At 74.1% G+C, this 23,615-nt stretch carries 16 protein-coding genes; 4 read left to right on the forward strand and 12 right to left on the reverse strand.

What is annotated here, in order from left to right; translation table 11 throughout:
- Positions 1 to 189 precede the first annotated feature (189 nt).
- From ACIP82_RS28350 to ACIP82_RS28380, 7 genes are all read right to left on the reverse strand, one after another.
- Positions 190 to 1,086, reverse strand: a complete 897-nt coding sequence (locus ACIP82_RS28350; protein ID WP_400657358.1) for a S1 family peptidase — start codon at positions 1,084 to 1,086, stop codon at positions 190 to 192.
- A gap of 216 nt (positions 1,087 to 1,302) precedes the next feature.
- Positions 1,303 to 2,949, reverse strand: coding sequence for an RNA polymerase sigma factor (locus tag ACIP82_RS28355; RefSeq protein WP_400657360.1), 1,647 nt, complete (start codon positions 2,947 to 2,949; stop codon positions 1,303 to 1,305).
- A 432-nt stretch (positions 2,950 to 3,381) separates the two neighbouring features.
- Positions 3,382 to 4,260, reverse strand: a complete 879-nt coding sequence (locus tag ACIP82_RS28360) for a FadR/GntR family transcriptional regulator (RefSeq protein ID WP_400657365.1) — start codon at positions 4,258 to 4,260, stop codon at positions 3,382 to 3,384.
- Positions 4,261 to 4,432: 172 nt separating this feature from the next.
- Entirely contained in the window at positions 4,433 to 5,338 is a 906-nt protein-coding gene (locus ACIP82_RS28365; protein ID WP_400657367.1) for a hypothetical protein, read from the reverse strand.
- Positions 5,339 to 5,341: 3 nt separating this feature from the next.
- Positions 5,342 to 6,811 (reverse strand): ATP-binding cassette domain-containing protein, encoded by a 1,470-nt coding sequence (locus tag ACIP82_RS28370; protein ID WP_400657369.1) that lies wholly within the window; start codon positions 6,809 to 6,811, stop codon positions 5,342 to 5,344.
- Positions 6,812 to 7,083: 272 nt separating this feature from the next.
- Positions 7,084 to 7,842, reverse strand: a complete 759-nt coding sequence (locus ACIP82_RS28375) for an NUDIX domain-containing protein (RefSeq protein ID WP_363609516.1) — start codon at positions 7,840 to 7,842, stop codon at positions 7,084 to 7,086.
- Positions 7,843 to 7,990: 148 nt separating this feature from the next.
- Positions 7,991 to 10,099, reverse strand: a complete 2,109-nt coding sequence (locus ACIP82_RS28380; RefSeq protein WP_400657442.1) for a glycogen debranching N-terminal domain-containing protein — start codon at positions 10,097 to 10,099, stop codon at positions 7,991 to 7,993.
- Between the two features lie 781 nt (positions 10,100 to 10,880).
- Here ACIP82_RS28380 and ACIP82_RS28385 point away from each other — a divergent pair.
- Positions 10,881 to 12,194: an alpha/beta fold hydrolase gene (locus tag ACIP82_RS28385; protein ID WP_400657372.1), complete on the forward strand. Its 1,314-nt coding sequence runs from the start codon at positions 10,881 to 10,883 to the stop codon at positions 12,192 to 12,194.
- Between the two features lie 87 nt (positions 12,195 to 12,281).
- Here ACIP82_RS28385 and ACIP82_RS28390 read toward each other — a convergent pair whose 3' ends face one another.
- Positions 12,282 to 13,835: a DUF4192 family protein gene (locus tag ACIP82_RS28390; RefSeq protein ID WP_400657374.1), complete on the reverse strand. Its 1,554-nt coding sequence runs from the start codon at positions 13,833 to 13,835 to the stop codon at positions 12,282 to 12,284.
- 229 nt (positions 13,836 to 14,064) lie between these two features.
- Here ACIP82_RS28390 and ACIP82_RS28395 point away from each other — a divergent pair, with 229 nt between their 5' ends.
- Positions 14,065 to 16,311 (forward strand): RecQ family ATP-dependent DNA helicase, encoded by a 2,247-nt coding sequence (locus ACIP82_RS28395; protein WP_400657376.1) that lies wholly within the window; start codon positions 14,065 to 14,067, stop codon positions 16,309 to 16,311.
- Between the two features lie 464 nt (positions 16,312 to 16,775).
- Positions 16,776 to 17,432, forward strand: coding sequence for a hypothetical protein (locus tag ACIP82_RS28400; RefSeq protein WP_400657379.1), 657 nt, complete (start codon positions 16,776 to 16,778; stop codon positions 17,430 to 17,432).
- Between the two features lie 125 nt (positions 17,433 to 17,557).
- On the opposite strand, the gene ACIP82_RS28405 is transcribed toward ACIP82_RS28400, so the two are convergent.
- The 3 genes from ACIP82_RS28405 to ACIP82_RS28415 all read right to left on the reverse strand — a co-directional run bounded on the left by ACIP82_RS28405 (position 17,558) and on the right by ACIP82_RS28415 (position 19,780).
- Positions 17,558 to 18,241 carry a hypothetical protein gene (locus ACIP82_RS28405; protein WP_400657382.1) on the reverse strand — a complete coding sequence of 228 codons (684 nt, stop codon included), beginning with the start codon at positions 18,239 to 18,241 and terminating at the stop codon, positions 17,558 to 17,560.
- A 100-nt stretch (positions 18,242 to 18,341) separates the two neighbouring features.
- Positions 18,342 to 19,052: a ribonuclease HII gene (locus ACIP82_RS28410; protein ID WP_363609530.1), complete on the reverse strand. Its 711-nt coding sequence runs from the start codon at positions 19,050 to 19,052 to the stop codon at positions 18,342 to 18,344.
- Between the two features lie 134 nt (positions 19,053 to 19,186).
- Positions 19,187 to 19,780, reverse strand: a complete 594-nt coding sequence (locus ACIP82_RS28415; RefSeq protein WP_363609532.1) for a TetR/AcrR family transcriptional regulator — start codon at positions 19,778 to 19,780, stop codon at positions 19,187 to 19,189.
- A 427-nt stretch (positions 19,781 to 20,207) separates the two neighbouring features.
- Between ACIP82_RS28415 and ACIP82_RS28420 the strand changes: the two genes are divergently transcribed.
- On the forward strand, positions 20,208 to 21,755 hold the full coding sequence (locus ACIP82_RS28420; RefSeq protein ID WP_400657385.1) for an MFS transporter: 1,548 nt from the start codon (positions 20,208 to 20,210) through the stop codon (positions 21,753 to 21,755).
- Between the two features lie 115 nt (positions 21,756 to 21,870).
- Here the strand turns inward: ACIP82_RS28420 and ACIP82_RS28425 are convergent, their stop codons facing one another.
- The gene (locus tag ACIP82_RS28425) at positions 21,871 to 23,454 is read right to left on the reverse strand and encodes a DUF4153 domain-containing protein (RefSeq protein WP_400657387.1); all 1,584 of its coding nucleotides are present in this window, start codon (positions 23,452 to 23,454) and stop codon (positions 21,871 to 21,873) included.
- Positions 23,455 to 23,615: the final 161 nt, after the last annotated feature.

Raw genomic sequence — 23,615 nt, forward strand, 5'->3', positions numbered from 1 at the left:
TACCCTTCTCCCCCCAACAACCCCGGCGCCCCGGGGCGGGCGGGGGGCCCCCCCCCCCCCCCGCCCCGCCGGCCGCCCCCCCCCCCCGCCCCGCGGGGGGGGGCCCCCCCCCCCCGGCTCCGCTGTTTTCGCCGACGCCGGTCACACCACCCGCACCGGGCAACGCGACGTCAGAGCGTAACCGGCTGCTCACAGTACCGAGCGCACCGCGTTCGAGACCGCGCCGAGCCGGGTGTAGACGCCGGGGTGGACGGCCTCCGCGCAACCCGTTCCCCAGGAGACCAGTCCGACCAGTCGGCCCGCGACGATCAGCGGGCCGCCACTGTCCCCCTGACAGGCATCCTTGCCACCCTTCTCCTCGCCCGCGCAGACCATGCCGCGGGCGTCGAAACGCCCGTCCGGGCCGCCGGGGTAGGCGTGCGCACAGGTCTGGTCCGCGATGATCGGCACATCGACACCACGGAGCGTCGGCGAGTAGTTACCCGTTCCGCTGGTGTCCCCCCAGCCGAAGACCTGCGCCCTGGTCCCCGGCGCATACGGCTCGGCCTCCCCCTGGCCGACCATGCCGATCACCGGCCGGGTGCCCTGTGACTCGGTGAGGGTCAGCACCGCCACGTCGTTCATGTTGGCGGCGAAGGCGTAGTCGGGGTGGATCCAGACCGACTGGACGGCCACCTCACGACCGATCGAGCCGCGCAGGTCGTCCCGCCCGACCACGACCTTCAGGCCCGGCCGCTCCACCCGCTGGCCCTTGGACTCGTCGTAGAAGCAGTGCGCGGCCGTCACCACCTTCGTCGCGGTGACCAGCGCGCCACCGCAGAACTGTCCCGAGCGGCCGTTGCCGAACTGCTGGCGGCTGGCGAGCGCCACCGCCCACGGGTGGTCCGAGGTGCTCACCGCGACACCGCCGACGATCCTGCGCTGCGCCTCGGCCGGACCGGCCGGACCGAGCGCGAGCGCCGGCGCGGGCAGCGCCGCCAGCAGGGCCAGGGCGACCACCCGGCGGCGGCGTACCGGCCGGGCGGCCGGACGTGCCGGGGACGGGACGGCGGTCGACAGGTCCGTGCGGTCCGGATTGGGCAGCACCGTGTCTCCAGGTTGGCTCGACGGCAGGCAACCGACACAGCGTAGGCGGTCAGCTACATAACGAGACCGTGCGGCACCTCGCATCCACCCGTACGAGCGATGACAACCGTCCGGACGTTGACGCGCCCGGATGTCGCGGACGCCCTCCGCCGGACATGCCGGAGGGCCCGGAGCGATACGCTCCGGGCCCTCCGACGGTACGAACCGCCGAACAGATCAGTCCAGGTAGTCGCGCAGCACCTGGGAACGCGACGGGTGGCGCAGCTTCGACATGGTCTTGGACTCGATCTGGCGGATGCGCTCACGGGTGACCCCGTACACCTTGCCGATCTCGTCGAGCGTCTTCGGCTGACCGTCCGTCAGGCCGAAGCGCATCGAGACCACGCCCGCCTCGCGCTCGGACAGGGTGTCCAGCACCGAGTGCAGCTGCTCCTGGAGCAGGGTGAAGGAGACCGCGTCGGCCGGGACGACCGCCTCGGAGTCCTCGATCAGGTCACCGAACTCGCTGTCGCCGTCCTCGCCCAGCGGGGTGTGCAGCGAGATGGGCTCGCGGCCGTACTTCTGGACCTCGATGACCTTCTCCGGGGTCATGTCGAGTTCCTTGGCCAGCTCCTCCGGGGTGGGCTCGCGGCCCAGGTCCTGGAGCATCTGGCGCTGGACGCGGGCCAGCTTGTTGATGACCTCGACCATGTGCACCGGGATACGGATGGTGCGGGCCTGGTCGGCCATCGCGCGGGTGATCGCCTGGCGGATCCACCACGTCGCGTAGGTGGAGAACTTGTAGCCCTTGGTGTAGTCGAACTTCTCGACCGCGCGGATCAGACCGAGGTTGCCCTCCTGGATCAGGTCCAGGAAGAGCATGCCGCGGCCGGTGTAGCGCTTGGCCAGCGAGACGACCAGCCGGAGGTTGGCCTCCAGCAGGTGGTTCTTGGCGCGGCGGCCGTCCTCGGCGATGATCTCCAGCTCGCGCTTGAGCTTCGGGGCGAGCTTGTCGGCCGCCGAGAGCTTGTCCTCGGCGAACAGGCCGGCCTCGATGCGCTTGGCGAGCTCGACCTCCTGCTCGGCGTTGAGCAGCGGGACCTTGCCGATCTGCTTCAGGTAGTCCTTGACCGGGTCGGCGGTGGCACCCGCGACGGCGACCTGCTGGGCCGGCGCGTCGTCCTCGTCGTCGTCGGAGAGGACGAAGCCCTCCGACTCCTCCTCCGGAGCGTCGCCCTCGGCACCGGCCTTGTCGCCGGGCAGCGCCACGTCCTCGATGAGCTCCTCGTCGCCGAGCAGCTCCTCGTCGCCCTTACCGGCCTTGGCGGTGGTGGTCTTCTTGGCGGCGGCCTTCTTGGCCGGCGCGGCGGTCTTCTTGGCGGCGGCCTTCTTGGCCGACGCGGCCTTCTTCGCCGGGGCCGCCTTCGCCTCGGCGACGCCGGCGGCCGTCCCCGCGGTGGTGATCTCCGCGGACACCGTGCTGACCGAGGCCGTGGCGGCCGCGACCGCCGGAGCGGAGATGGTGGCGCCGGGCGCGATGCGCACCGGGGGCTTGGTGGGGGCCGCCGAGGCGGACGGGGTCCGAGTGGTGACCGCCTTGGTGGCGGTGCGCTTGGTGGGGCTCTTGGCCGCGACGCTCTTGCGCTTGGCGCCGGCCGGTTCGGCCGCGCTGACCATGAGATCCACCCCTTCCTCAATCAGTACCTGGTTGAGGCTGCGCATGACGTTCTTCCACTTGGTGACCGGGATCTGGTCCGCCTCGAACGCCTGGCGTACGTCGTCACCGGCGATCTGCCCCTGGGCCTTGCCCCGCTCGATGAGCGCCAGCAGAGCCGCGGACTCGGCGATCTCGGGGGGAAGCGAACGGGATGTGCTGGCCGACACGAACAACCTCTCGGACGATGAGTGGACTCGAACCCGTACCGGCCGCCCGAGCGGGCGGGGAAGGAAATCGCGCGTCGGACGCGCGGTGTCGATTCCGACCGACTCGGGCTTGAGGACTGGGTTTGCAGGACGGCAGCAGCGCCGCGGACCAACACAGCATTCTGACATGTTGGGCTATTCCGGAGCTGCTTCCGCTCAGGACACATCGCTGCTACTCGTCAAGTGTTACGCATGGCCTTGGTGTCGCGGGTCACACCGATCGGCGCCCGCGACCCCGGGGCCGACTTCCATCATCCCGCATTCGCGCCCAAGCCTTTGGCATGGACAGGGCGTCAAGGGGCTTTCCCAGGAAAAGGGCCCTCCGACTGCGCCAGGCGGTGCAGTCGGAGGGCCGTGGGTTCACGGGGTTCGATCGGTCGCCGGATGGACGGCTCAGTGCTCCCGGGGAGCGGGAACGGACGGCTCGACCTCCGGGTGCACGGTGAGCAGCGCCCGCATCGCGGCCTCGCCCGCGGTGCCGTCACCGGTGCCGAGCGCGTCGACCAGCCGGGAGTGCAGGCTGACCGAGGCCTCCGAGGGCCGCTCGCAGGAGATGGCCGGGCCGCCCGACACCTGGAGCGCGCAGGAGACGATCCCGGAGAGGTGCTCCAGCATCCGGTTGCCCGCCATCTGCAGAACCAGGGCGTGCAGCTCCGCGTCGGCCCGCGAGTAGGTGGAGAGATCGGCCTGGGCGGCGGCGTGGCCCATGATCTCGATCAGCTCGACCAGCCGCTGCTGGACGTCCTCCCGGCCGTGGCCGGCCGCGAGCCGGGCCGCCAGCGGCTCGATCGCCCAGCGCAGCTCGAACAGCTCCCGGCGCTGCTCGTCGCGCTGCGGACCGAAGGCGCGCCACTCGATGATGTCCGGGTCGAGCAGGTTCCAGTCGCCGACCGGGCGGACCCGGGTGCCGACGTTCGGCCGGGCGCTGACCAGGCCCTTGGCCTCCAGCACGCGCAGCGACTCGCGGACGACGGTGCGGGACACCTCGAACCGCTGGCCGATCTCCTCGGGGACGAGCGGGCGGTCGGCGCCGAGATCACCCGAGACGATCATCTGGCCGAGCTGCTGGACGAGCTGGCCGTGCAGGCCGCGGCCGCGGCTGCTGGTGGTCTTGCGACCGACCCGGGCCAGGTCCGACTCGGCGCCCTCCCAGCGGGGCGCCGGCGGGGTCGGCCGGTCGGCGTACGAGAAGCGGTCCAGATCGCCGGGGCCGTGGATGGCGCCGTCGGCGGAACGGGCAGGGGTCATGGTGGGGTGCGCAAGGGTACTCACAGGTCCTTTGTCGGCGATCGGCGGGCGCAGCTTGAGAATTCTCGTGAAAAGCACACGAAAGGGTGATCGGCCGCGACTGGATAATTGACTTCTTATCAGGAAGAACCGCGCATTACGGTCACTGCTGGTCGATCTTGGCAGACCGTCAGCGGCCGCCCGGAACAGCCGCCGTTCAGAGCGCGCGGCGGCGGACCTGGACCAGCAGGGCCACGAGCAGCAGGACGAACGCGGGCGCCGTCACCGCCGCCAGCAGAGCCGGATCGGTCAGCGCCGCCCCGCTCCGCGCAACCCGGTGGCCCCCGCCGTACACCCATCCGTACGCCCACTCGGCGCCGGACTGGAACGGCAGCAGCTCGGCCGCATGGGTGGGCCGGACCGCACCGGTCTGCCGCAGCAGCAGGGCCACCCCGGTCTCCAGCAGCGGCGGCAGCGCGCACAGCAACAGGACCCCGGCCGAGGCACTGCGGGTCACCGCCGCCGTCAGCACACCGGTCCAGCCCGCCACGACCACCAGCAGGACGAAGGCGAGCAGCGCGGCCGGCGCGCCCTGGCCGGCCCCGAGCGCCACCGGGGCGAGCGCCCCCGGCAGCTCGGCGAGCCCGGTCAGGCCGACCGAGGCCAGTGCCTCCGACACCCGGTCCGAGAGCACGGCCGGGTCCGACCAGGCGGCCGCCGTCACCCCGCCCGGCAGCGCGAGGTGCACGGCCACCGCGTCGACCACCAGGGTGACCAGCGCCAGCAGGCCCGCCACCGGGCCGATCACGGCCAGCTTGGCCAGCAGCAGCCGCACCCGGCGCAGATACGACACCTGCGAGGCCGGCAGACCCGGGTGCCGCACCTCGTGTCCGTACGAGAGGGCGCCCAGCACCCCGGCGCCGAGGGCCGCGAACGGCAGCGGGACCAGCGGGACGGCCGCCGTCAGCAGCCGCACGCCCGCCGGACCGGTCAGCGGTCCGGTGGGCGTCTGGGCGGCCAGCAGGGCCGCCACCCCGGCGTCGCCGAGGAGGACGGCGGCGAGGAGCAGCCAGGTGGAACGGAGGCCGCGCAGGCGGCGCAGCTCATAGGCCAGGGCGTGCACGGTTCACTCGCTCCGGTGGTCGGGGACGGAGGTGGTCGCGGGGGCGGAGGTGGGAGCGGGGGTGCCCGCGCCGGGGGCGGGGGCACCGCCGGGGCGGCCGAGGCGGACGGTGTCGGCGGTCAGCAGGTCGGTGGCGTCCTCGCGGTGCTCCCGGGAGACGGGGCCGCCGCCGGCCTGCCGGGCCAGACCGTTGAGACCGTCCCGGAAGAGCCGGTCCACGGCGACCGTCGGGGAGGCCTCGGCCGGCCCGGCCGGGTCGTCCTGCCGGCGCGCGGGCGGGGTGGCTCGTGCGGGACGGCCAGGCTGGGCGGACGGTGTCGGCCCGGCGGGGCGGGTCGGCGCTCCCGATCGTGGGGTGACCGCCGACAGCGCGGTCGTGGCCGAGGCGGCGGCCGGCGAGGCCGGAAGCGCGAGAGCGGGCAGCGCGCCGGTGGTCAAAGCGCGCTCCGGCGTCACCGCTTCCGCCGTTTCCCTCACCTCCGCCGTCGGCTCCGTCCGGGCGGGGTCCGGCCGAGCGGGCGCCGACCGGGCGGGCGCCGACCGGATCCGGAGCTCGCCCGAGCGGCCCGAGGCGACGGGCAGGGCGGCGCGGGGAGCGGGCTGTTCGACCACCCGGTCGGCGAGCTCGTGCAGCAGGATGCCGTGGCGGTAGGCGAGTTCACCGATCTCGGTGCGGCCGATGCCCGCCACCGCGAGACCGGCCCCGCCGTCGCGGCGCACCTCGGCACCCTGGCTCACCAGCAGATCGGCGAGCCGGGCCATCTGGGGCCCGCGCACGGCCACCTCCGGGCTGAGCCGGGTCCGGCGAAAGTCCGCCACCGGCTGGTCGGCCACCAGCCGGCCCTGGTCCAGCGTGATGACGCGGTCCGCGAGCTGCGCGGCCTCCCGCGGCGTGCGGGTGGTCACCAGGACCGTCCCGCCCGCGGCTCCGAACGAGCGCAGAAAGGAGTGGAACCACTCCACATTGCGCGGCGAAAGGCCCTCGGTGGGCGCGTCCAGGAGCAGGGTCCCAGGGTCCCCCAGCAGGGCGGCGGCGAGGGCGAGCCGCCCGTGCATACCGGGCGAGAAGGCGCGCAGCCGCTGTCCGGCGACGGCGGCCAGCCTGGTCTGCTCCAGCAGTTCGTCGGCCCGCCGGGCGGGGACACCGGCGGCCGCCGCCAGCATCCTGAGATGGCTGCGCGCCTTCCGGCCGGGGTGTCCGGCCACCGATCCGGCGGCTCCGCCCGGACCGGGCAGCAGCACGCCGACCTCGCGTTCGGGGTGGCGCAGCCGACGGTAGGTGCGACCGTCGAAGAGCGTGACGCCCTGGCCGCGTTCGAGTTCGAGCATCAGGCGCAGGGCGGTGGACTTGCCCGCGCCCTCGGAACCCAGCAGTGCCGTCACCACGCCGGGCCGGGCGTCGAAGGTGAGGTCGAGCACCGCCGGCGGCCCACCCGTGCGGTAGACCTTGGTCAGTCCGGTGATCTGGATCATCGCTGGCTGCTCCCATGCCCTTGGCCGGCCTGACAGGCGCGGCGCGGGGCCGTGCCCGCACGGGCCCGCGCCAGCACATTAGGGGGCCGGGCCGGGGATTCCGGGCATTGCGGGAGCGGCACGGGGCCGCCGCCTGCACACCTCACCCGATCAGGGGAAAATCCGATCCTGCGACGGGGCAGGGGGCTCGCAGGCGGTAGGGGCGAGGGGTGCGAACTGGTCCGGGCGAGGTACGGGGCGGGGCCCGGGTACGGGGCGGGGCCGACGGCGGGTCAGGACTCCGGGCGCAGCATGGGCGGGTTGAGGACGGTGGCCCCGCCCGCGGTGAACAGCTGTGCGGGGCGGCCTCCCTGACGGGTCGTCGTGCCACCGGAGGGCAGCAGGAAGCCGGGGGTGCCGGTCACCTTGCGGTGGAAGTTCCTGGGGTCGAGGACCACGCCCCAGACGGCCTCGTAGACCCGGCGCAGCTCGCCGACGGTGAACTCGGTCGGGCAGAAGGCCGTCGCCAGGGAGGAGTACTCGATCTTCGAGCGGGCGCGCTCCACGCCGTCGGCCAGGATCAGGCCGTGGTCGAAGGCGAGCGGAACGCCGTCGGCCGGGCTCTGTCCGAGCAGTTCGGCGACCGGGGCCCAGCGGGCGCCGCTGGCGTCGCCGCCGGCGCGGGGCGTCGGCAGGTCCGGCGCCAGGACCAGGTAGGCCACGCTGACCACCCGCATCCGGGGGTCGCGCTGAGGGTGTCCGTAGGTCGCGAGCTGTTCCAGATGGGCGCCGGCCGTGCCGGGGCCGGCCACGTCGTGGCCGGGGGCGGAATGCGCGCGCAGACCGGTCTCCTCGGCCAGTTCCCGGGAGGCCGCCTCGGCCAGGCCCTCGTCCGGGCGGACGAATCCTCCGGGCAGGGCCCAGTACCCCTGGAAGGGCGGCTCGCCCCGTCGTACCAGCAGGGCGCACAGGGCGTGGTCCCGCACCGTCAGCACCACCAGGTCAACCGTGACAGCGAACGGGGGGAAGGCCGACGGGTCATAACGCGACATGGCGACGATCATAGTCGTCTCTTTGACGATAAGCACAGGCCTGTGCACGGACCGTGCTGTGCCCCGCAGGTGGCCCGGCTGCCGGATGCCCCGGTCGGGGGCGGGCGAGGGCGGACCGGCGAGGTCCGCCCCCGGGTGGCGGGGGATGTCAGCGGGCGACCAGTTGCAGTTCGGCGGACGCCTCCTCGACCATCGCCACGCCGATCCGGCTGACCCGCACCGAGAACGGTTCGCCCGCGACCCGCAGACCGGTCAGCTGCAGCTCGCCGAGCGGCGCGGTACTGGCCGCCCGGACCAGCACCCGCCCGCCCGGGACATCGGGCCGGACCCCGGCGAGCGCGAACACGGCGTGCACTGCGCCGGCCGCCGAGACCGCCGCCGGGCGGCAGGCGGCCGGGTGCGGTACGGGCGGGCAGCCGGGCGTGCGCTGCTCCCCCGCGTACATCTCGGGCAGCCGCCCCTCGAAGTGCGCGGCCGCGCCGAGCAGGCCCTCCAGCAGCGCGCCGGCCTCGTTCTCGTGGCCGGCCTCGGCCAGCCCGGCGATCGCCAGCGCGGTCTCGTGGACACGTACCGCGCCACCACGGTGGCCCAGCGGGTTGAAGCGGGGCGACTTGGCGCTGAGTGTGCGCAGCCCCCAGCCGCTGTCCAGCTCCGGCGCGGCCAGGCGCTGGGCGAGCAGCCTGGTCTGCTCACGGTCCAGCAGGCTCTGGTGCCGGCCGCCGTCGGCGCAGAGCCCCGGGTCGAGGAGGTGGACGAGCGAGGAGGCCACCGCGGGCAGTGGCTGGCCGCCCGGGGCGAGCCCGGCCGCCGGGCGCCCGCCGGAGAGGTCGTCGATCCAGAAACGGTCGCGGAAGCGCCCGCGCAGCGCGGCCGCCCAGTCGCGCCACTCCTCGGCACCGGGGCGTCCGAACTCCTCCAGCAGTTCGGCGCCGTGCAGAGCGGCCCGGTGCGCCTGGGCCTGGACCTCGGCCCGCACCGCCACGGGATGGGCGGCACGGTCCTCCACCGGGCGGCTCAGGTCGGTGACGAAGCCGTCGACCAGACCGCCGCGCAGCGCCCCGAGCGCCCGCTCGGCGGCCGGGAGCAGTTCGGCGACCTCGTGCCGGGGCAGGCCCCAGCGCCAGGCCTCGGCCAGCACCGTGACGAACAGCAGCGTCGCCTCGGTGGCGGTGCAGCTGGGCGGGAGCTCCGGCCCGCCGTGCCGCAGGGCGCCGGGCAGCAGCCCTTCGGGGCGCGGGCCCGGCTGACCCGGTCCGCCCTGGCCCGGAACGGGGGCGAGCTGCTGACGGCGGGCCAGGGCCCGGAGGGTGCCGGCGGCCAGCCGGGTACCCAATGGAAGCGTCAACCGCGCCGCCCACAGCGCGTCGGCCGGGGCCAGCCCGAACCGCCAGGGCGCACCGGAGGCCGGGTAGAGGTCGGTGGGGCGGTCCGGGTCGACGAACAGCAGCCGGCCCAGGGTGTCCAGTGAACGCGCCACCAGCAGTTCGACCCGGGGGTCGTCGCAGCGGATCTCCGGCTCGGACCAGGGCAGCGGCACACCGGGGCCGCGCCCGCCCGGTGGCCGCGGGCCGGGGACGGTGCTCTCCAGCTCGGTGCGCAGCTCGACCGACCAGCGGGCGCCGGGCTGCACGTCCAGGTCCCAGCGGAGCACACCGGCTCCCGCGAGGACGGCGTGCGGCGACGGCTTGGCACTGACGGTGGCGCTGTGGGCCGGGCCCGCCCAGCGCAACCCGGCGGACTGCACCTGGCCGGGCAGGTCCGGCGGGCGATGTCCGGCGGCGATCTCGCCGACCGGGCCGAGGTCCGTTCCGACGGCGATCTCCAGCGGCAGCCGGGCCGGGCGGCTGCCCGTGTTCCGCACGGTGACGGTCTCGACGCCGTCGGCGTGGCGCAGCCGCTCCACGGTGAGCGCCGGGTCGGGGTCCAGATCGCCGGGGAGCCGGACCGCGCCGAGGAAGCGGGCCTGCGCCGCGGTGGTCAGGGTGCCCTGGAGCGGCAGCGGTTCCATACCGCCGAGCCGCAGCTCCATCCGGGCCAGGACCCGGACGCCGGAGCGGTAGAAGCCATGGAGCCCGTGACCGCGCAGTTGCCCGTCCGGTCCGGAGGCGGCCATGGCGGGCGCGTTGACGCAGAGCACCGCGTGGTGGACGGCGGCGGGCTGCGGACGGGGCGGAGCCGCAGGTCGGGCCTGGCCGGCGGGCGTGCCCGCGGGTGCGCCGACCACGCTCTCGGCCGGCATGGCCTGTGGTGGCCTCATGGCGGTCACCGGACTCTCCTCCCCTCGGCGGTCCGGTGGCCGGTGAGGCCGGTGGGCCGCGAGCATGCTCGATCGCGTGCTGATGATGTCGGACCGGCGGGGGTTCCCGTCGGCGTGTGTGCCGTGTCTGGCCGTACCCGGCGCCGGGCCGTGCCATGCGGTGCGGGGTACCGCTGCGGTACCCCGCACCGCCTCGCGCCGGACACCCCCTGGTGCCCGGCACATGGTCGCCTGCGGCGTCCGGTACCTGCCGTGGGGCAGGAGGCGTCTGCGGGGCGCTCGCACCGCGCCGCGACCGACTCGGACGGCCCGGGTACGGGCGTGCCCACACCGGGGTCTGACGGGCCGACGCCTCGGCCGCCCTCGCCCGGCTTCCGACAGCCCGCAGCCTCACTTCCGGCACCCGGCACGCCCGGGAAACCGTCCGTCTCCGGCCGGCCCGGTGGTCACCCGGGCGCGGTCCCCCGGGGTGAACGCCGCTCACCGGCCGCAGGTAACGCCCGTCCTGTCACTTCGACCAGCAGGCCCGGGCGCGGCAGGCGGTCGTGCCGCCGCCGTCACCGGACCGTTGCCGCCCCACTCCGGTGCCGTTCCGGGTCGAACCGCACGGGCCGAGGCTGTCTGCCGTTTTGTACGAACCACCGGGCGGACGGTCTGGGCAGCGACCGCCCAACCGGTGCCCGGCCGCCGCCAGGATACGGTGCGGGGGTCACGGCACCCGCACCGGTAACACCGTGAGCGGCAACGTGACTGCTGCGACCAGCGCATACCGAGGAGTTGTATGTCCACCGCCAGCCGGCTGCCCGGGATTGTCACGACCGACCACGTCTTCCAGTCGCCCCTCGACCACGCCGCCCCACAGGGCGAGCAGATCGAGGTGTACGCCCGCGAGGTGGTGGCCGCGGGCCGCGAAACGGACGACCTGCCCTGGCTGCTCTTCCTCCAGGGTGGCCCCGGTGGCAAGGCCGGCCGACCGCTCGGCCGGGACGGCTGGCTGGAGCGCGCCCTCGACGAGTACCGGGTGCTCCTGCTCGACCAGCGCGGCACCGGGCGGTCCACGCCCGCGACCCGGCAGACCCTCGCCCGGCGCGGCGGCGCGCGGGAACAGGCGGACTACCTGGCGCACTTCCGCGCGGACTCGATCGTCCGGGACGCCGAGCTGATCCGCCGCCGGCTGCTCGGCGACGACCACCGCTGGAGCGTGCTCGGCCAGAGCTTCGGCGGCTTCTGCGCCCTCACCTACCTCTCGATCGCGCCCGACGGCCTGCGTGAGGCCTTCATCACCGGTGGCCTCTCCGGCCTGCGCAGCTCGGCCGACGACGTCTACCGCGCCGCCTACCCCCGGGTCGTCCGCAAGAACGAGGACCACTACGCCCGCTACCCGCAGGACGTCGAGGTGGTACGGCGGATCACCGCGCGTCTGGCCGCAGCCCCTGCGGCCCTGCCCGGCGGCGGGCTGCTGACCGTCGAGGCGTTCCAGTCCCTCGGAATGATGCTCGGCGGCGGCAGCGGTTCCGGCAGCCTGCACTACCTGCTGGAGGAGGCGTGGGTGGAGGGCGCCGCCGGGCCCGAGCTCTCCGACACCTTCCTGGCCGGTGTCCAGGCGAAGCTCTCCTTCGCGGAGGGCCCGCTGTACGCCGTGCTGCACGAGTCGATCTACGGCCAGCGGTCGGTGGACCCGGCCGGCACCGCCTGGTCGGCCGAGCGCGTCCGCAAGGAGTTCACGGAGTTCGACGCCGGGGCCGCGCTGGAGTCCGGGGCGCCGGTGCTGTTCACCGGAGAGATGATCTACCCCTGGATGTTCGACACCGACCCGGCGCTGCGCCCGCTGAAGGAGACCGCGGACCTGCTCGCCGCCCGGACCGACTGGCCCGACCTGTACGACCCGGCCCGGCTGGCCGCCAACGAGGTGCCGGTGGTGGCGGCGGTCTACCACGACGACATGTATGTCGACACCGCCGACTCCCTGGAGACCGCCCGCGCCGTGCGCGGCCTGCGAGCGTGGATCACCAATGAGTGGGAGCACGACGGGCTCCGGGTGAGCGGCGGCAAGGTGCTGGACCGCCTGATCGCCATGGCGCACGGCGAGGCGTAGCGGAGCCCGGTGCCGACGGCGGAACCGCGGCCGACCGGCTGGCCGGACCACCGGTTACGGGCCGCCGGTCGCGGGCCGCCACGCATGTCACCGCGCATGACGGGCTCCCGCCGTCGGGCCCCGCACACCGCGGCACCGGCTGCGCACGGTCGCTGCCGTCGCCGGGGCCGCCCACGGTGTCACCCGGCCCAGCCGGGCCTTCCGGACGGCACCGGGCCGAGGCCGCGGTCGGCACCCTGGAATGCGGCGCGCCTGCGCGGGCAGGCACGCGCCCGGCCCGGGGTCGGACGGTCCGCCCTCGGACCGTCCGGGATCCCCGGCCACCGGCGCGGCCCGCGGTCCCGGGTTCGGGGGACCGGCCGGATGGTCCCCCGAACCCGGGACCGCCGGGGCGACGGACTCGGCGACCGCCCCTGAGGCAGCTCGGCGCGGGGACCTGGCCGGCGCCGGGGCGGGTTCACCGTCCGGGCCCGTCGGCGGGCCGCCCGGCTCGTCGGCGGCCGGGCCTGACACCACCGCTTCCCCGGCCGCTCCGCCGGAACGGACCGCGGTGCGCCGCTGTCGCTCCGCCGCCACGCTCGCCAGCAGCGCATCCGGGGACATGCCTTCGTTCAGCGACTCGTACAGGAGCTGGGCCAGCAGGTAGGAGGGGGCGAGGCGGAGTGTGTGGGCGAGCACCACACGGGCCGTCGCGATGTCCCCCGCGACCCAGGACGTCCAGGCCAGCAACGTGAGCGGGGCCGCGGCACAGCTCGTGTAGGGCGGGACACAATGCCGGGCGAGGAAACGCCACAGCCGCTGTGCGGGGGCGATCTCCTCGGGCCGGGTGTACTCGGCGGCGCGGTCGCGGGTGATCCTGTCCTGGAGGGCGATGATCAGCAGCGCCGTCCGGTGCTCGTCGAGTTCACGGGCGCCGGCCGAGAACTCGGCGACCGCCTGGTCGAGCAGCTCGGCGCCCCGCCCCCGGGACAGCGGCGGCCGGCTCCCCACTACTCCACCGCCGCCCTTGACCCGGGCGATCGCCGAGCGCTGGGTATCGGCGCCGGGCGGGCCGATCGGAACCAGCCCGGCGATGATCGCCTTACGGCTCCCCCGGGGAGCGAAACCGGCGACGGTGGCCGCGGCGGCCACCGGGCCGGGGTCGGGAGAGCGCCGGATCGGATTGCCCGCCGGGTCACAGCACCCCTCACGGCGGCAGAGGAAGGACCACCAGCGGCCGGCCGAGACGCAGAGCGACTCCTTGACCGCCACCCCCCTGCTCTCGAAGGACACCCGCAGCCCCTCCGCGAGCGGTCCGAGCCCGTCCAGAACGGGCGGGCCATGGCTCGTGCCGGGATCCTGGCAGAGGTAGAGGAGCACCTGGGCCGGGCGGCGGTCCCGCCGCTCGGACAGACCGATGAGCAGGGCGGCCGTCTCCTCGGCCGCGGCCTGCCACTCCTCCGGCGATTCGGGGATGTCCAGCCGGATCACCCCGCCCTGGTGGAGGTCCGGGCCCTGGAGACCGACGGCGACGATGCTGTCGTCGGGGAAGAAGCCCAGGAGATAAGGCAGCAGCTCGGCCATGTCGGCCGGGCCCCGCATGGTGACCGGCCGGTGGCCGGAGGCCGGGCCGAGGGACAGCGCGATGCGTTCGTTGTTCATGGCCGGAAGACTGCCGCAATCCGCGAATGCCCCGGGAATTTTCTTTTTCCCTGTGGACAACTCCCGCCTGTGGATAAAATCTCCCTCCTTCGGATTATCCAGACCCACTCCCCCGGGGGACATATGACGGATGTTCAGCGAAAGAGCAGATGAAATACACCCCTGGTCCACCCGTCCATGGTGCACCGCCATTCGCCCATTGTCGGCCCCTCGGGGTTACATGGACGGCATGCAGCAGCCCCAGCCCCACATCACCGCCACCGACGCCCCCGCCACGGCCGGCACCGGCACCGGCACCAGCAGCGCGACGGCCGCCGACCGCGCCGAGGTCCGGGCGCGGGCCGAGGCCGTCCTGCGCGAGCTGGCCGGGCCCGGCGCCACACTCCGCGACGACCAGTGGACGGCCATCGAAGCGCTGGTCGTCGACCACCGCCGGGCCCTGGTCGTACAGCGCACCGGCTGGGGGAAGTCCGCCGTCTACTTCATCGCCACGGCGCTGCTGCGGGCCCGCGGCGCCGGGCCCACAGTGATCGTCTCCCCGTTGCTCGCCCTGATGCGCAACCAGGTGGAGTCGGCGGCCCGGGCCGGCATCCAGGCCCGCACCATCAACTCGGCCAACACCGACGAGTGGGACGAGATCCAGGCCGAGGTCGCGGCCGGCACGGTGGACATCCTGCTGGTCAGCCCCGAGCGGCTGAACAACCCCGACTTCCGCGACCAGGTCCTCCCCAAACTCGCCGCCTCCACCGGCCTGCTGGTGGTCGACGAGGCCCACTGCATCTCCGACTGGGGTCACGACTTCCGCCCCGACTACCGGCGGCTGCGCACCATGCTCGCCGAGCTCTCGCCGGGCGTGCCGGTGCTGGCCACCACCGCCACGGCCAACGCCCGGGTGACCGCCGACGTCGCCGAGCAGCTCGGCACCGGAGCCACCGACGAGCACGCCCTCGTCCTGCGCGGCCCGCTCGACCGGGAGAGCCTCACCCTCGGCGTGCTCGCCCTGTCCGATCCGGCGCACCGCCTGGCCTGGCTGGCCGACCACCTCGACCGGCTGCCGGGGTCCGGCATCGTCTACACCCTGACGGTGGCCGCGGCCGACGAGGTGACGGCGTTCCTGCGCGAGCGCGGCTTCCCGGTGGCGTCCTACTCCGGCCGCACCGAGGACGCCGAGCGCCGGACCGCCGAGGCCGACCTGCTGGCCAACCGGGTCAAGGCCCTCGTCGCCACCTCCGCGCTGGGCATGGGCTTCGACAAGCCCGACCTCGGTTTCGTGGTGCACCTGGGCTCGCCCAGCTCGCCGATCGCCTACTACCAGCAGGTCGGCCGGGCGGGCCGCGGCGTCGACCGGGCCGAGGTGCTGCTGCTGCCCGGGCGTGAGGACGAGGCGATCTGGCGTTACTTCGCCTCGCTGGCCTTCCCTCCCGAGGAGCAGGTGCGCCGCACCATCAACGCGCTCGCGGAGGCCGGCCGGCCGCTGTCCACGGCCGCGCTGGAGCCCCGGGTGGACCTGCGCCGCGCCCGGTTGGAGACCATGCTCAAGGTCCTGGACGTGGACGGCGCGGTCCGGCGGGTCAAGGGCGGCTGGACGGCCACCGGGCAGAGCTGGGAGTACGACACCGCCCGGTACGCCAAGGTCGCGGCCTCCCGTGAGGCCGAGCAGCGGGCCATGCGCGAGTACGCCACGGGCACCGGCTGCCGGATGGAGTTCCTGCGCCGGCAGCTGGACGACGAGCAGGCCCGGCCCTGCGGCCGCTGCGACAACTGCGCCGGTGCGCTGCACGGCCCCGAAATTTCCGCCGAGGCGCTGGACGCGGCCCGGGCGGCGCTCGGTCGGCCCGGGGTCAGCTTCGAGCCCCGCCGGCTCTGGCCCACCGGTATGGAGTCGCTGGGCGTGCAGCTCAAGGGCCGCATCCCGGCGGGCGAACAGGCGGAGACCGGCCGGGCCCTCGGCCGGCTCTCCGACATCGGCTGGGGCAACCGGCTGCGGGCCCTGCTCGCGGACCAGGCCCCCGACGTGCCCGTGCCCGGCGAGGCGGTGGACGCTCTGGTCGCGGTGCTGGCCGACTGGGCTCGCGGCCCGGGCGGCTGGGCCGGGCCCGCGACGGCCGAGGGCACCCGGCTGGACCGGCCGGTCGGCGTGGTGACCATGGCCTCGTCCAGCCGCCCTCAGCTGGTCGGCAGCCTCGGCGCCCGGATCGCGGAGATCGGGCGGCTGCCGCTGCTCGGCCGGATCGAGTACGCGGCCGGGCAGCCTCCGCACGGGGCGCGCAGCAACAGCGCGCAGCGGCTGCACGCGCTGGCCGGGGCACTCGTCCTGCCGCCGGAGACCGAGGCCGCGATCGCCGGGGCGGGCGGCCCGGTGCTGCTGGTGGACGACCTGGTCGACTCCGGGTGGACGGTCACCGTCGCCGCCCGGCTGCTCCGGCGGGCCGGGGCGAGTTCGGTACTGCCGCTGGTGCTGGCCGTACAGGGCTGAGCGGCGCCGGGGAGAGGCGCCTGACGGGTGCGGCACAAGTGGCCGCGCCGGGTCAGGCCCTCACCCCCTCACCCGAATGGACGAAGGGAGAAGTCGAGGAGTCGGCAGGAACACGCGCGGGAGCGAGGAACACCGGTGGTGGAGAGGAGTGGTTGAGTTGCTGAAAGCGCTCGCCAGAGGCCTTCTGGCGGCCCGGTTCACGATCGGGCGCCACCTGAGCAGCACTCGCACGATCGTGGAACATATCCGACAGAGCGTTGACTTTCGGGCGGCGTTCATCATTTCATCATTGCCGCCCCACCCCCTCTGCCCTGAGAATTGGACCGTACCCGGAACCCGGTCCGCTGGACCCGGCCTTCGGCGTACGCGGGGGCCCGCGTGTTCGCGGGTCGGGAAGGAGGATCGCGATCAACGGTATCGACCGAGGTCAGTATCCCCTCGCCCGGAGCTCGGCGCCCAGACGGGTGCTCGACCTGGAGACCTGGACCGCCTCGGGGATCCCGTTGCTGCGCGACCCGCGCGAGTTCGTCCTGGAAATCCACCAGCGCCACCTGCCGCAACCGGGCACGGTCGTGGTCACCGTCCTGAACGCGCTGCACCGGGCGACCGCCTCGGCCTCGTTCACACCCTGGCCCCACGACACCGACGGCTGGCAGCACCGCAACCTGATCCTGTCGCACCTGCGCCAGGTCACCCCGCACGACCTGCGACTCGCCGCTCCGGTCCGGACGGCCGTACTGCTGCGCTGCCGCGAGGGCCCGGCGGGCTGGACGGAACAGGACGGCGCCTGGATGTGGGCCCTGCGGGACGCGGCCGCCCTGCACGGGCTGCGCTGCGGCTCGTACATCGCGTTGACCCCGGCGGGCTGGCAGATCCTCGGCGACGAGCGGAGCGGCCGCAATCCACACGCGGGATCCTGGGCGGACGGGCCGGTCCACACCGTGACGGAGCTGCCGCCCCGCCCGGCGGCCGACGGGCCACGCGGCCAGCGGCCAGCGCACCAGCCGGCCGAACACCCCCAGCTCGGCGACCGGGCATCACACTCCCGCCGGCCCGAGCATCCCTGGCCGCCCGCCCGGGTGGCGGCCGTCGAGCCGGTCCGGCGCACCGGCACCCGCTGACGCGGACCCGCCCGCCGGGCGCACACGGCACAACCCGGTCTCCGGGCCCGGAGGGTACGGCTCGGCACCGTTCGGGCCCGGCACCTCACGGCGCCGGACTCGAACGGTCCATGACTCCCGGACGGCTAGGCGGACGCCGAACGACCGGTCGGCGCACCGGCGGCGGGGCCCGCGTCGCCGCAGACCACCAGCAGCGCGGCCGCGTGGCCGAGCGCCTTGGTGTACGCCTGGGCGGCGCGGTCGGCCGAGCCCCCGTTGACGACCAGCACGACCACCTCACGGCGGACCGGGCGGGTCAGCCCGGCCTCCGCGTAGAACACGTCGCCGCCCTCGGTGAGCTGCGCCCAGTAGCGCTCCTCGCCGAAGGAGAGTTCGTGCTGCTGCCAGGGGTGTGGCCCGCCGACGGTCAGCACCAGGATCTCGCCGGGACTGCGCCCGGAGTCCAGCAGCCGGTCGACGGCTTCGTCGGCACGCTCCAGTGCCTCGGCCGCGGTGGCGGCGACGTGCTGGACCGCGACCCGCGGTGCGGCGGGTGCCGGGCGGCGCGGCGCGGGACCGGGCTTGGGGGTCTGGGCCGGGCGGGGCGGCCCCGGGCGGGCGGCGCGCGGCGGCGCCGGCCGAGGAGCTGTGGGGCGGGGGCCCGGCCCGGGGGCCGGTGCCGCGCCGGCGGCGGCGGCGGAAGGTACGGAAGTGGTCGCGCTGCCGGTGGCAGGCGTGCGGAGGGCTTGTGCGTCCGACTCGCGGGGGAAGGGAACGCCGGGGCCCGGGAGGCTCTCGTGAATCTCCGGCTCCTCGGGGAAGACAGGCATACCCGGATATCTATCAAATGCCGATCGAACGCGCACGGGCGCCCCACCCCTTGGGCACCGCACACCGGCCGGCCCCACTCGGGGCAATTCAGACGGACTGTCAGAAACCGAGCGTCAGCTGTTCGTCGGCGGGGCCCGCGGAGCCGGGAGCACCACCCGCCGCCATGGCCCGATTCCGCTTCAGATGGCGCCACTTGGGCAGCCCGTCCAGGTAGGCCCAGGAGAGCCGGTGCTGATCGGTCGGGCCGAATTCCTCCAGCGCGGCGCGGTGGACCGGGGACGGGTAGCCGGCGTTGTCGGCGAACCCGTACCCGGGATACGCCTCGCCCAGTTCGGCCATCATCCCGTCCCGATGGACCTTGGCGAGCACCGAGGCGGCCGAGACGCAGATACAGGACTGGTCGCCCTTGATGACCGTGCGCACCCGCCAGGGGCCGCCGAGGTAGTCGTGCTTCCCGTCGAGAATCACCGCGTCGGGCTCCACCGGCAGGGCCTCCAGCGCGCGGACGGCGGCCAGCCGCAGCGCCGCCGTCATGCCCAGCTCGTCACACTCCAGCGCGGAGGCGTGGCCGAGCGCGTACGCGGTGACCCAGTCGGCGAGGACCGGGGCGAGCGCCTCGCGCCGCAGTTCGGTGAGCAGCTTGGAGTCGGTCAGACCGTCCGGCGGCTTGCGCAGCCCGGTGACGGCCGCACCCACGGTGACCGGCCCGGCCCAGGCGCCGCGCCCGACCTCGTCGAGGCCGACAACGGTCTTGGCGCCGGCCCGGCGGAGCGAACGCTCGACGGAGTGCGTCGGCGGGACGATGGGCATCGTGGAATCCGTTCAGCTGGGGCAACCTCCAGCCTAAGCCCCGCCCCGCGGCGCCCCGGCCGCCGGGCCCACCCCCTCGGAGCCGACCCGCCGCACGCCCGTCAGGCTCCCGCCGCACACCCGCCAGGCGCTCGTCAGACGCGGATCAGCGGGAGCAGCACCTCGTCCACCAGCTGGTTCGCGAAGTCGGGGCCAGTGTCGCGGCCGTAGACCTTGACCCGGTACATCAGCATCGCCGGGGCGACATCGGCGACGATCACGGTGGCCGCGTCGGGCCGGACGTCGCCGCGTTCGACTCCCCGGCGGAGGATGTCCAGAATCGTGCCCTTGGTCGGCTCGACCACCCGCTGCACGATGAACCTCTTGAACACCTCGGCCTGTTCATGGTCCAGCTCGGCCATCAGCGCCTGCAGCGCACCACCCGCCCTCGAGGTGAGAGCGTCGGCGAACCCCCCGATGAGCAGCAGCAATTCACTTCGGGCGGACCCGAGGTCCGGGGTGTCGGAGGGGCGTGGCAGAGTGGAGTCCAGGGCGTCGATGACCAGTTCGGCCTTGGACGCCCAGCGCCGGTAGAGCGCGGCCTTCCCGGTCCGCGCGGCACCGGCGACGCCCTCCATCGTCATCCGCGCGAATCCGCCGGAGATGAGCTGGTCGAGCGCGGCTTCGAAGATCGCACTCTCCAGCTCCTTCCCGCGGCGGCGCACGGGCCGGGACAGGACCTCGGCCACCACCCTCACCGGGCAGTGGGCCGCGGACCTCGCACCCGGGACCGCCGACGACCCCCTCGCGCCCGCCCGCCCCGGCGCCGGCTCGACCGGCCACTCGGAACCTGGCTCCACCCGCTCGGAAGACCGCCCGGAAGACCGCTCGACAGGCTGCCCGGCAGGCCGCTCGACAGACCCGTCGGCGGACCCTTCGACGGACTGCTCCGCCGACCGCTCCACCGGCCGGCCGGCCGCACGATCCGCCGCCTGGCGCCGCACCAACTGATCCATCGTCACCAACCTTAGGGAACGCTTGCGTTCATAATATCGCCCAGGATATCGTCCACCTTAGTGAACGATTCCGTTCCTTCATAGCCTGCGGGACGCCGCAGAAGCGCTTCGGGCCTCGGGTCCACAGCATACGAAGCAATAGCCAGCAGGGGGCATCAACTTGGCTATCTCCGACACACTCGGCAAGACCTCTCCACCGCAGGGCAGCCAGGACCGGCACAAGGGCGTCACCCTGACCGTCATCGCGGCCACCCAGCTCATGGTGGTGCTCGACGCCACCATCGTGAACATCGCGTTGCCGCAGATCAGGGACACGCTGAACTTCTCCACCACCAACCTGTCGTGGGTGATCAACGCCTACACGCTGACCTTCGGCGGCCTGCTGCTGCTCGGCGGCCGCGCGGGCGACATCCTGGGCCGCCGACGGGTGTTCGTCTTCGGCACGCTGCTGTTCGGCCTGGCCTCGCTGCTGGGCGGCTTCGCGCAGGACGGTGGCATGCTGCTGGCCGCCCGCGCGCTCCAGGGGGTCGGCGGCGCGATCTGTTCGCCGACGGCCTTCGCCCTGATCGCCACCAACTTCAAGGAAGGGCCCGAGCGCAACAAGGCCTTCGGGGTCTTCTCGGCGGTGGCCGGCTCAGGTGCGGCGATCGGCCTGCTGGCCGGCGGCCTGCTCACCGAGTACCTGGACTGGCGCTGGGTCTTCTTCGTCAACGTGCCGATCGCGGTTCTGATCGCGATCGCCGCCCCGCGCTACATCGCCGAGTCGGAGCGCCAGGACGGCCGCTTCGACCTGCCCGGTGCGTTCACCTCCACACTCGGTCTGATCAGCCTGGTCTACGGGTTCATCCGGGCCGCCTCGGACGGTTGGTCGGACAGCCTGACGCTGGGCTCGTTCGCGGCCGGCGTGCTGCTCATCGCCGCCTTCCTCGTGGTCGAGAACCGCACCGCCCAGCCGATCACGCCGCTGCACCTGTTCGCCAACCGCAACCGCACCGGCGGCCTGATGATGATGCTCTGCCTGACCGCGGCCATGTTCGGCATCTTCTTCTACATCACGCTCTTCATCCAGGGGCCGCTGGACTACAGCCCGCTGCGGGCCGGGTTCGCCTTCCTGCCGATCAGCGCGTCGATCATCACCGCCGCGCAGATCGCCTCCAGACTGCAGGTCAAGTACGGCCCGAAGCCGTTCATGGCCACCGGCGCACTGCTGGTCACCATCGGCCTCACCTGGCTCACCCGGATGGACGCGGGCAGCGGGTACGTGGACGGGGTGCTCGGCCCCACGGTGGTGTTCGGCTTCGGCATGGGCCTGATCTTCGTCCCGGTGATGCTGCTCGCCGTCGCGGGCGTCGCCGGGGAGGACACCGGCGCCGCCTCCGGGCTGCTCAACTCGATGCAGCAGATCGGCGGCTCGCTGGGGCTGTCGATCCTGACCACGGTGTTCGCGCACTACGCCACGGCGGAGGCCAAGCTCCAGGCGCCCGGCTTCATGGCCACGGCCACACCGGAGCAGCAGGCGGAGTTCCTGACGAAGCACGAGTTCCCCAAGGGCACGGTTGCGGCCAACGAGGTGCTCGCGCAGGGCATTTCGCACGGCTTCATCGTGGGCGCCGTGCTCGCCGGGGTCGCGCTGCTCATCGCGGTCTTCGTGATCAGGGCCAAGGCCGGCGACCTGCCGTCGGACGCGTCCGGCATCGCGGTGCACTGATCCGGCACCGGAAGCACGACGCGGGCCGGCCGGGAGCCGCACACTCCCGGCCGGCCCGCGCGCGTCACCGGCCGCCGGCCCTCGCGCGCCACGTCACCGCCCGGTCCGCCGCCGCTCAGTACCGCCCGATGTAGTCGTCGCCCCTCAGGCCCGCCCGGTCACAGGCGCTCTGCTCCGCCGACAGGCTCTGGGACAGCGGCCGCTCCGCCAGGATCTCCCGGGCCCGCGCCTCGGCCAGGCTGGTGGCGTACCAGGGCGAGGAGTCGTCGAGGCCGGCCCGGATCAGCTCCAGCGCGCAGGTCCGCTGGTCCCCCGGCAGCCGGTCCAGGGCCGGGACGGCGTCGGGCGAGAGGTCGCGGACGTTGCGCAGGTCGATCTGCTGGGTCCGCTCGAAGCGGGCCACGTTCTGCTCCGCGATGATCGCGTCCGGGCCCATCAGCCCGTACACGGCGGCGGTGACCATGCCGCTGAGCACCACGGCGCGCGGGAGCCAGGCCGCCGAGCGGGTCAGTCCGGCCACGATCAGCAGCAGGAAGACGGCGCCGAGCCAGACCTCGACCACCAGCACCCAGAGTCGCAGCCTGGTCAGCCCGGAGGCGTCGACGTAGAACCACATCCGGCCGAGCGCCGAGGCGACCACGACCAGGGTGAGCAGGCAGAGCACACCGAGCAGGATCCGGGCCAGCCGGCGGTCGGCGGCGGTGCCGCGCGGCGCCCAGCGCTTGGCCACCGCGACCACGACGAGGGTCAGCACGGTGACGGCCGTCAGCTGCCAGAAGCCCTGCCGGGCGTACTCGGAGCGGCTCATCCCGGTGTTCGTGATCGAGTCCCGGCCGCCGAGCACCACCACGGCCTGGATCAGTGCGAAGGCGCCGAACATCAGGTTGAGCGCGACCAGCGGCAGCGCCCATTCCAGCCGCCCGCGCTCGCGGCCCGGCCGGACCGCCGTACGGTCCCAGCGGCGCGGGCCGGCCGCGATGTGGGCGAATCCCAGTGCGGTGAGCAGGCCGAGGACGAACAGCACGAAGCGCAGCGGGAGTTCGCTGAGGTCCAGGCTGGGAGTGAGGCCGGACAGGACGTCCGCCATGGCCGCGTCGGCGCTGGCGAACAGCCAGCCGAAGACGGTCAGCAGCACCGCCGCCACCACGACCGCCTTGAGCACCGGAACCACCTTGCCCCGGCCCGGCAGGCTGAGGCCGCGCAGTCCGTCCCGGGCCCAGAGCAGGCCGGGCGCGAGCTGCCAGAGGATGCCCGGCAGAGCGAGCAGGACGCCCGCCCAGCGGCGGCCGCCGTGCAGCGCGAGGGAGGCCAGGGCCAGCGCGCAGAGCGTCGACAGCGCCACCGGCCAGCCCGCCTCGGAGAGGGCCGGCACGGCGAGCAGGGCCAGTGCGAGCACGCTCCACAGGACCGTCCAGACCCGGACCCGCCGGCCTGCCGAGCGGGCGGCGATCCCGGCGCCGACGGCGGCCACCACACCGCAGAGCAGCAGGTTGACGCCCACCCCGTCGGCCAGCAGCCACGCCGCCAGAAGGCCGGTGATCACCGCCGCCGCGAGCGCCCGGGGGGCGGCGGCCGCCTTGCGCTCCGGCTCGCTGGGGCGCAGCCACGCGATGGGCTGCCAGGCAGGCGCGGCCGGCGCGCGGTACGGGTCGGTCCCGGGCGGGGCGTCGACCGAAGCAGGCGTGGACAATCCGGACATGAGTCCCCCTCAGAGGTCGGTGGGCATGCGGAAGCCACCCTGGGGCAGTCCGCCGGCAGACGCGATGGCGCCGCGACTGGAGCCGACTGTAGACCATTCTGAACAGGTTCAAAAACGCTGTGACGGGCCCGGCACCCGCGAGACCGGGCCCCCGGGCGACC

Source organism: Kitasatospora sp. NPDC088548, assembly GCF_044753005.1.
In the GTDB taxonomy this organism is placed as follows: domain Bacteria; phylum Actinomycetota; class Actinomycetes; order Streptomycetales; family Streptomycetaceae; genus Kitasatospora.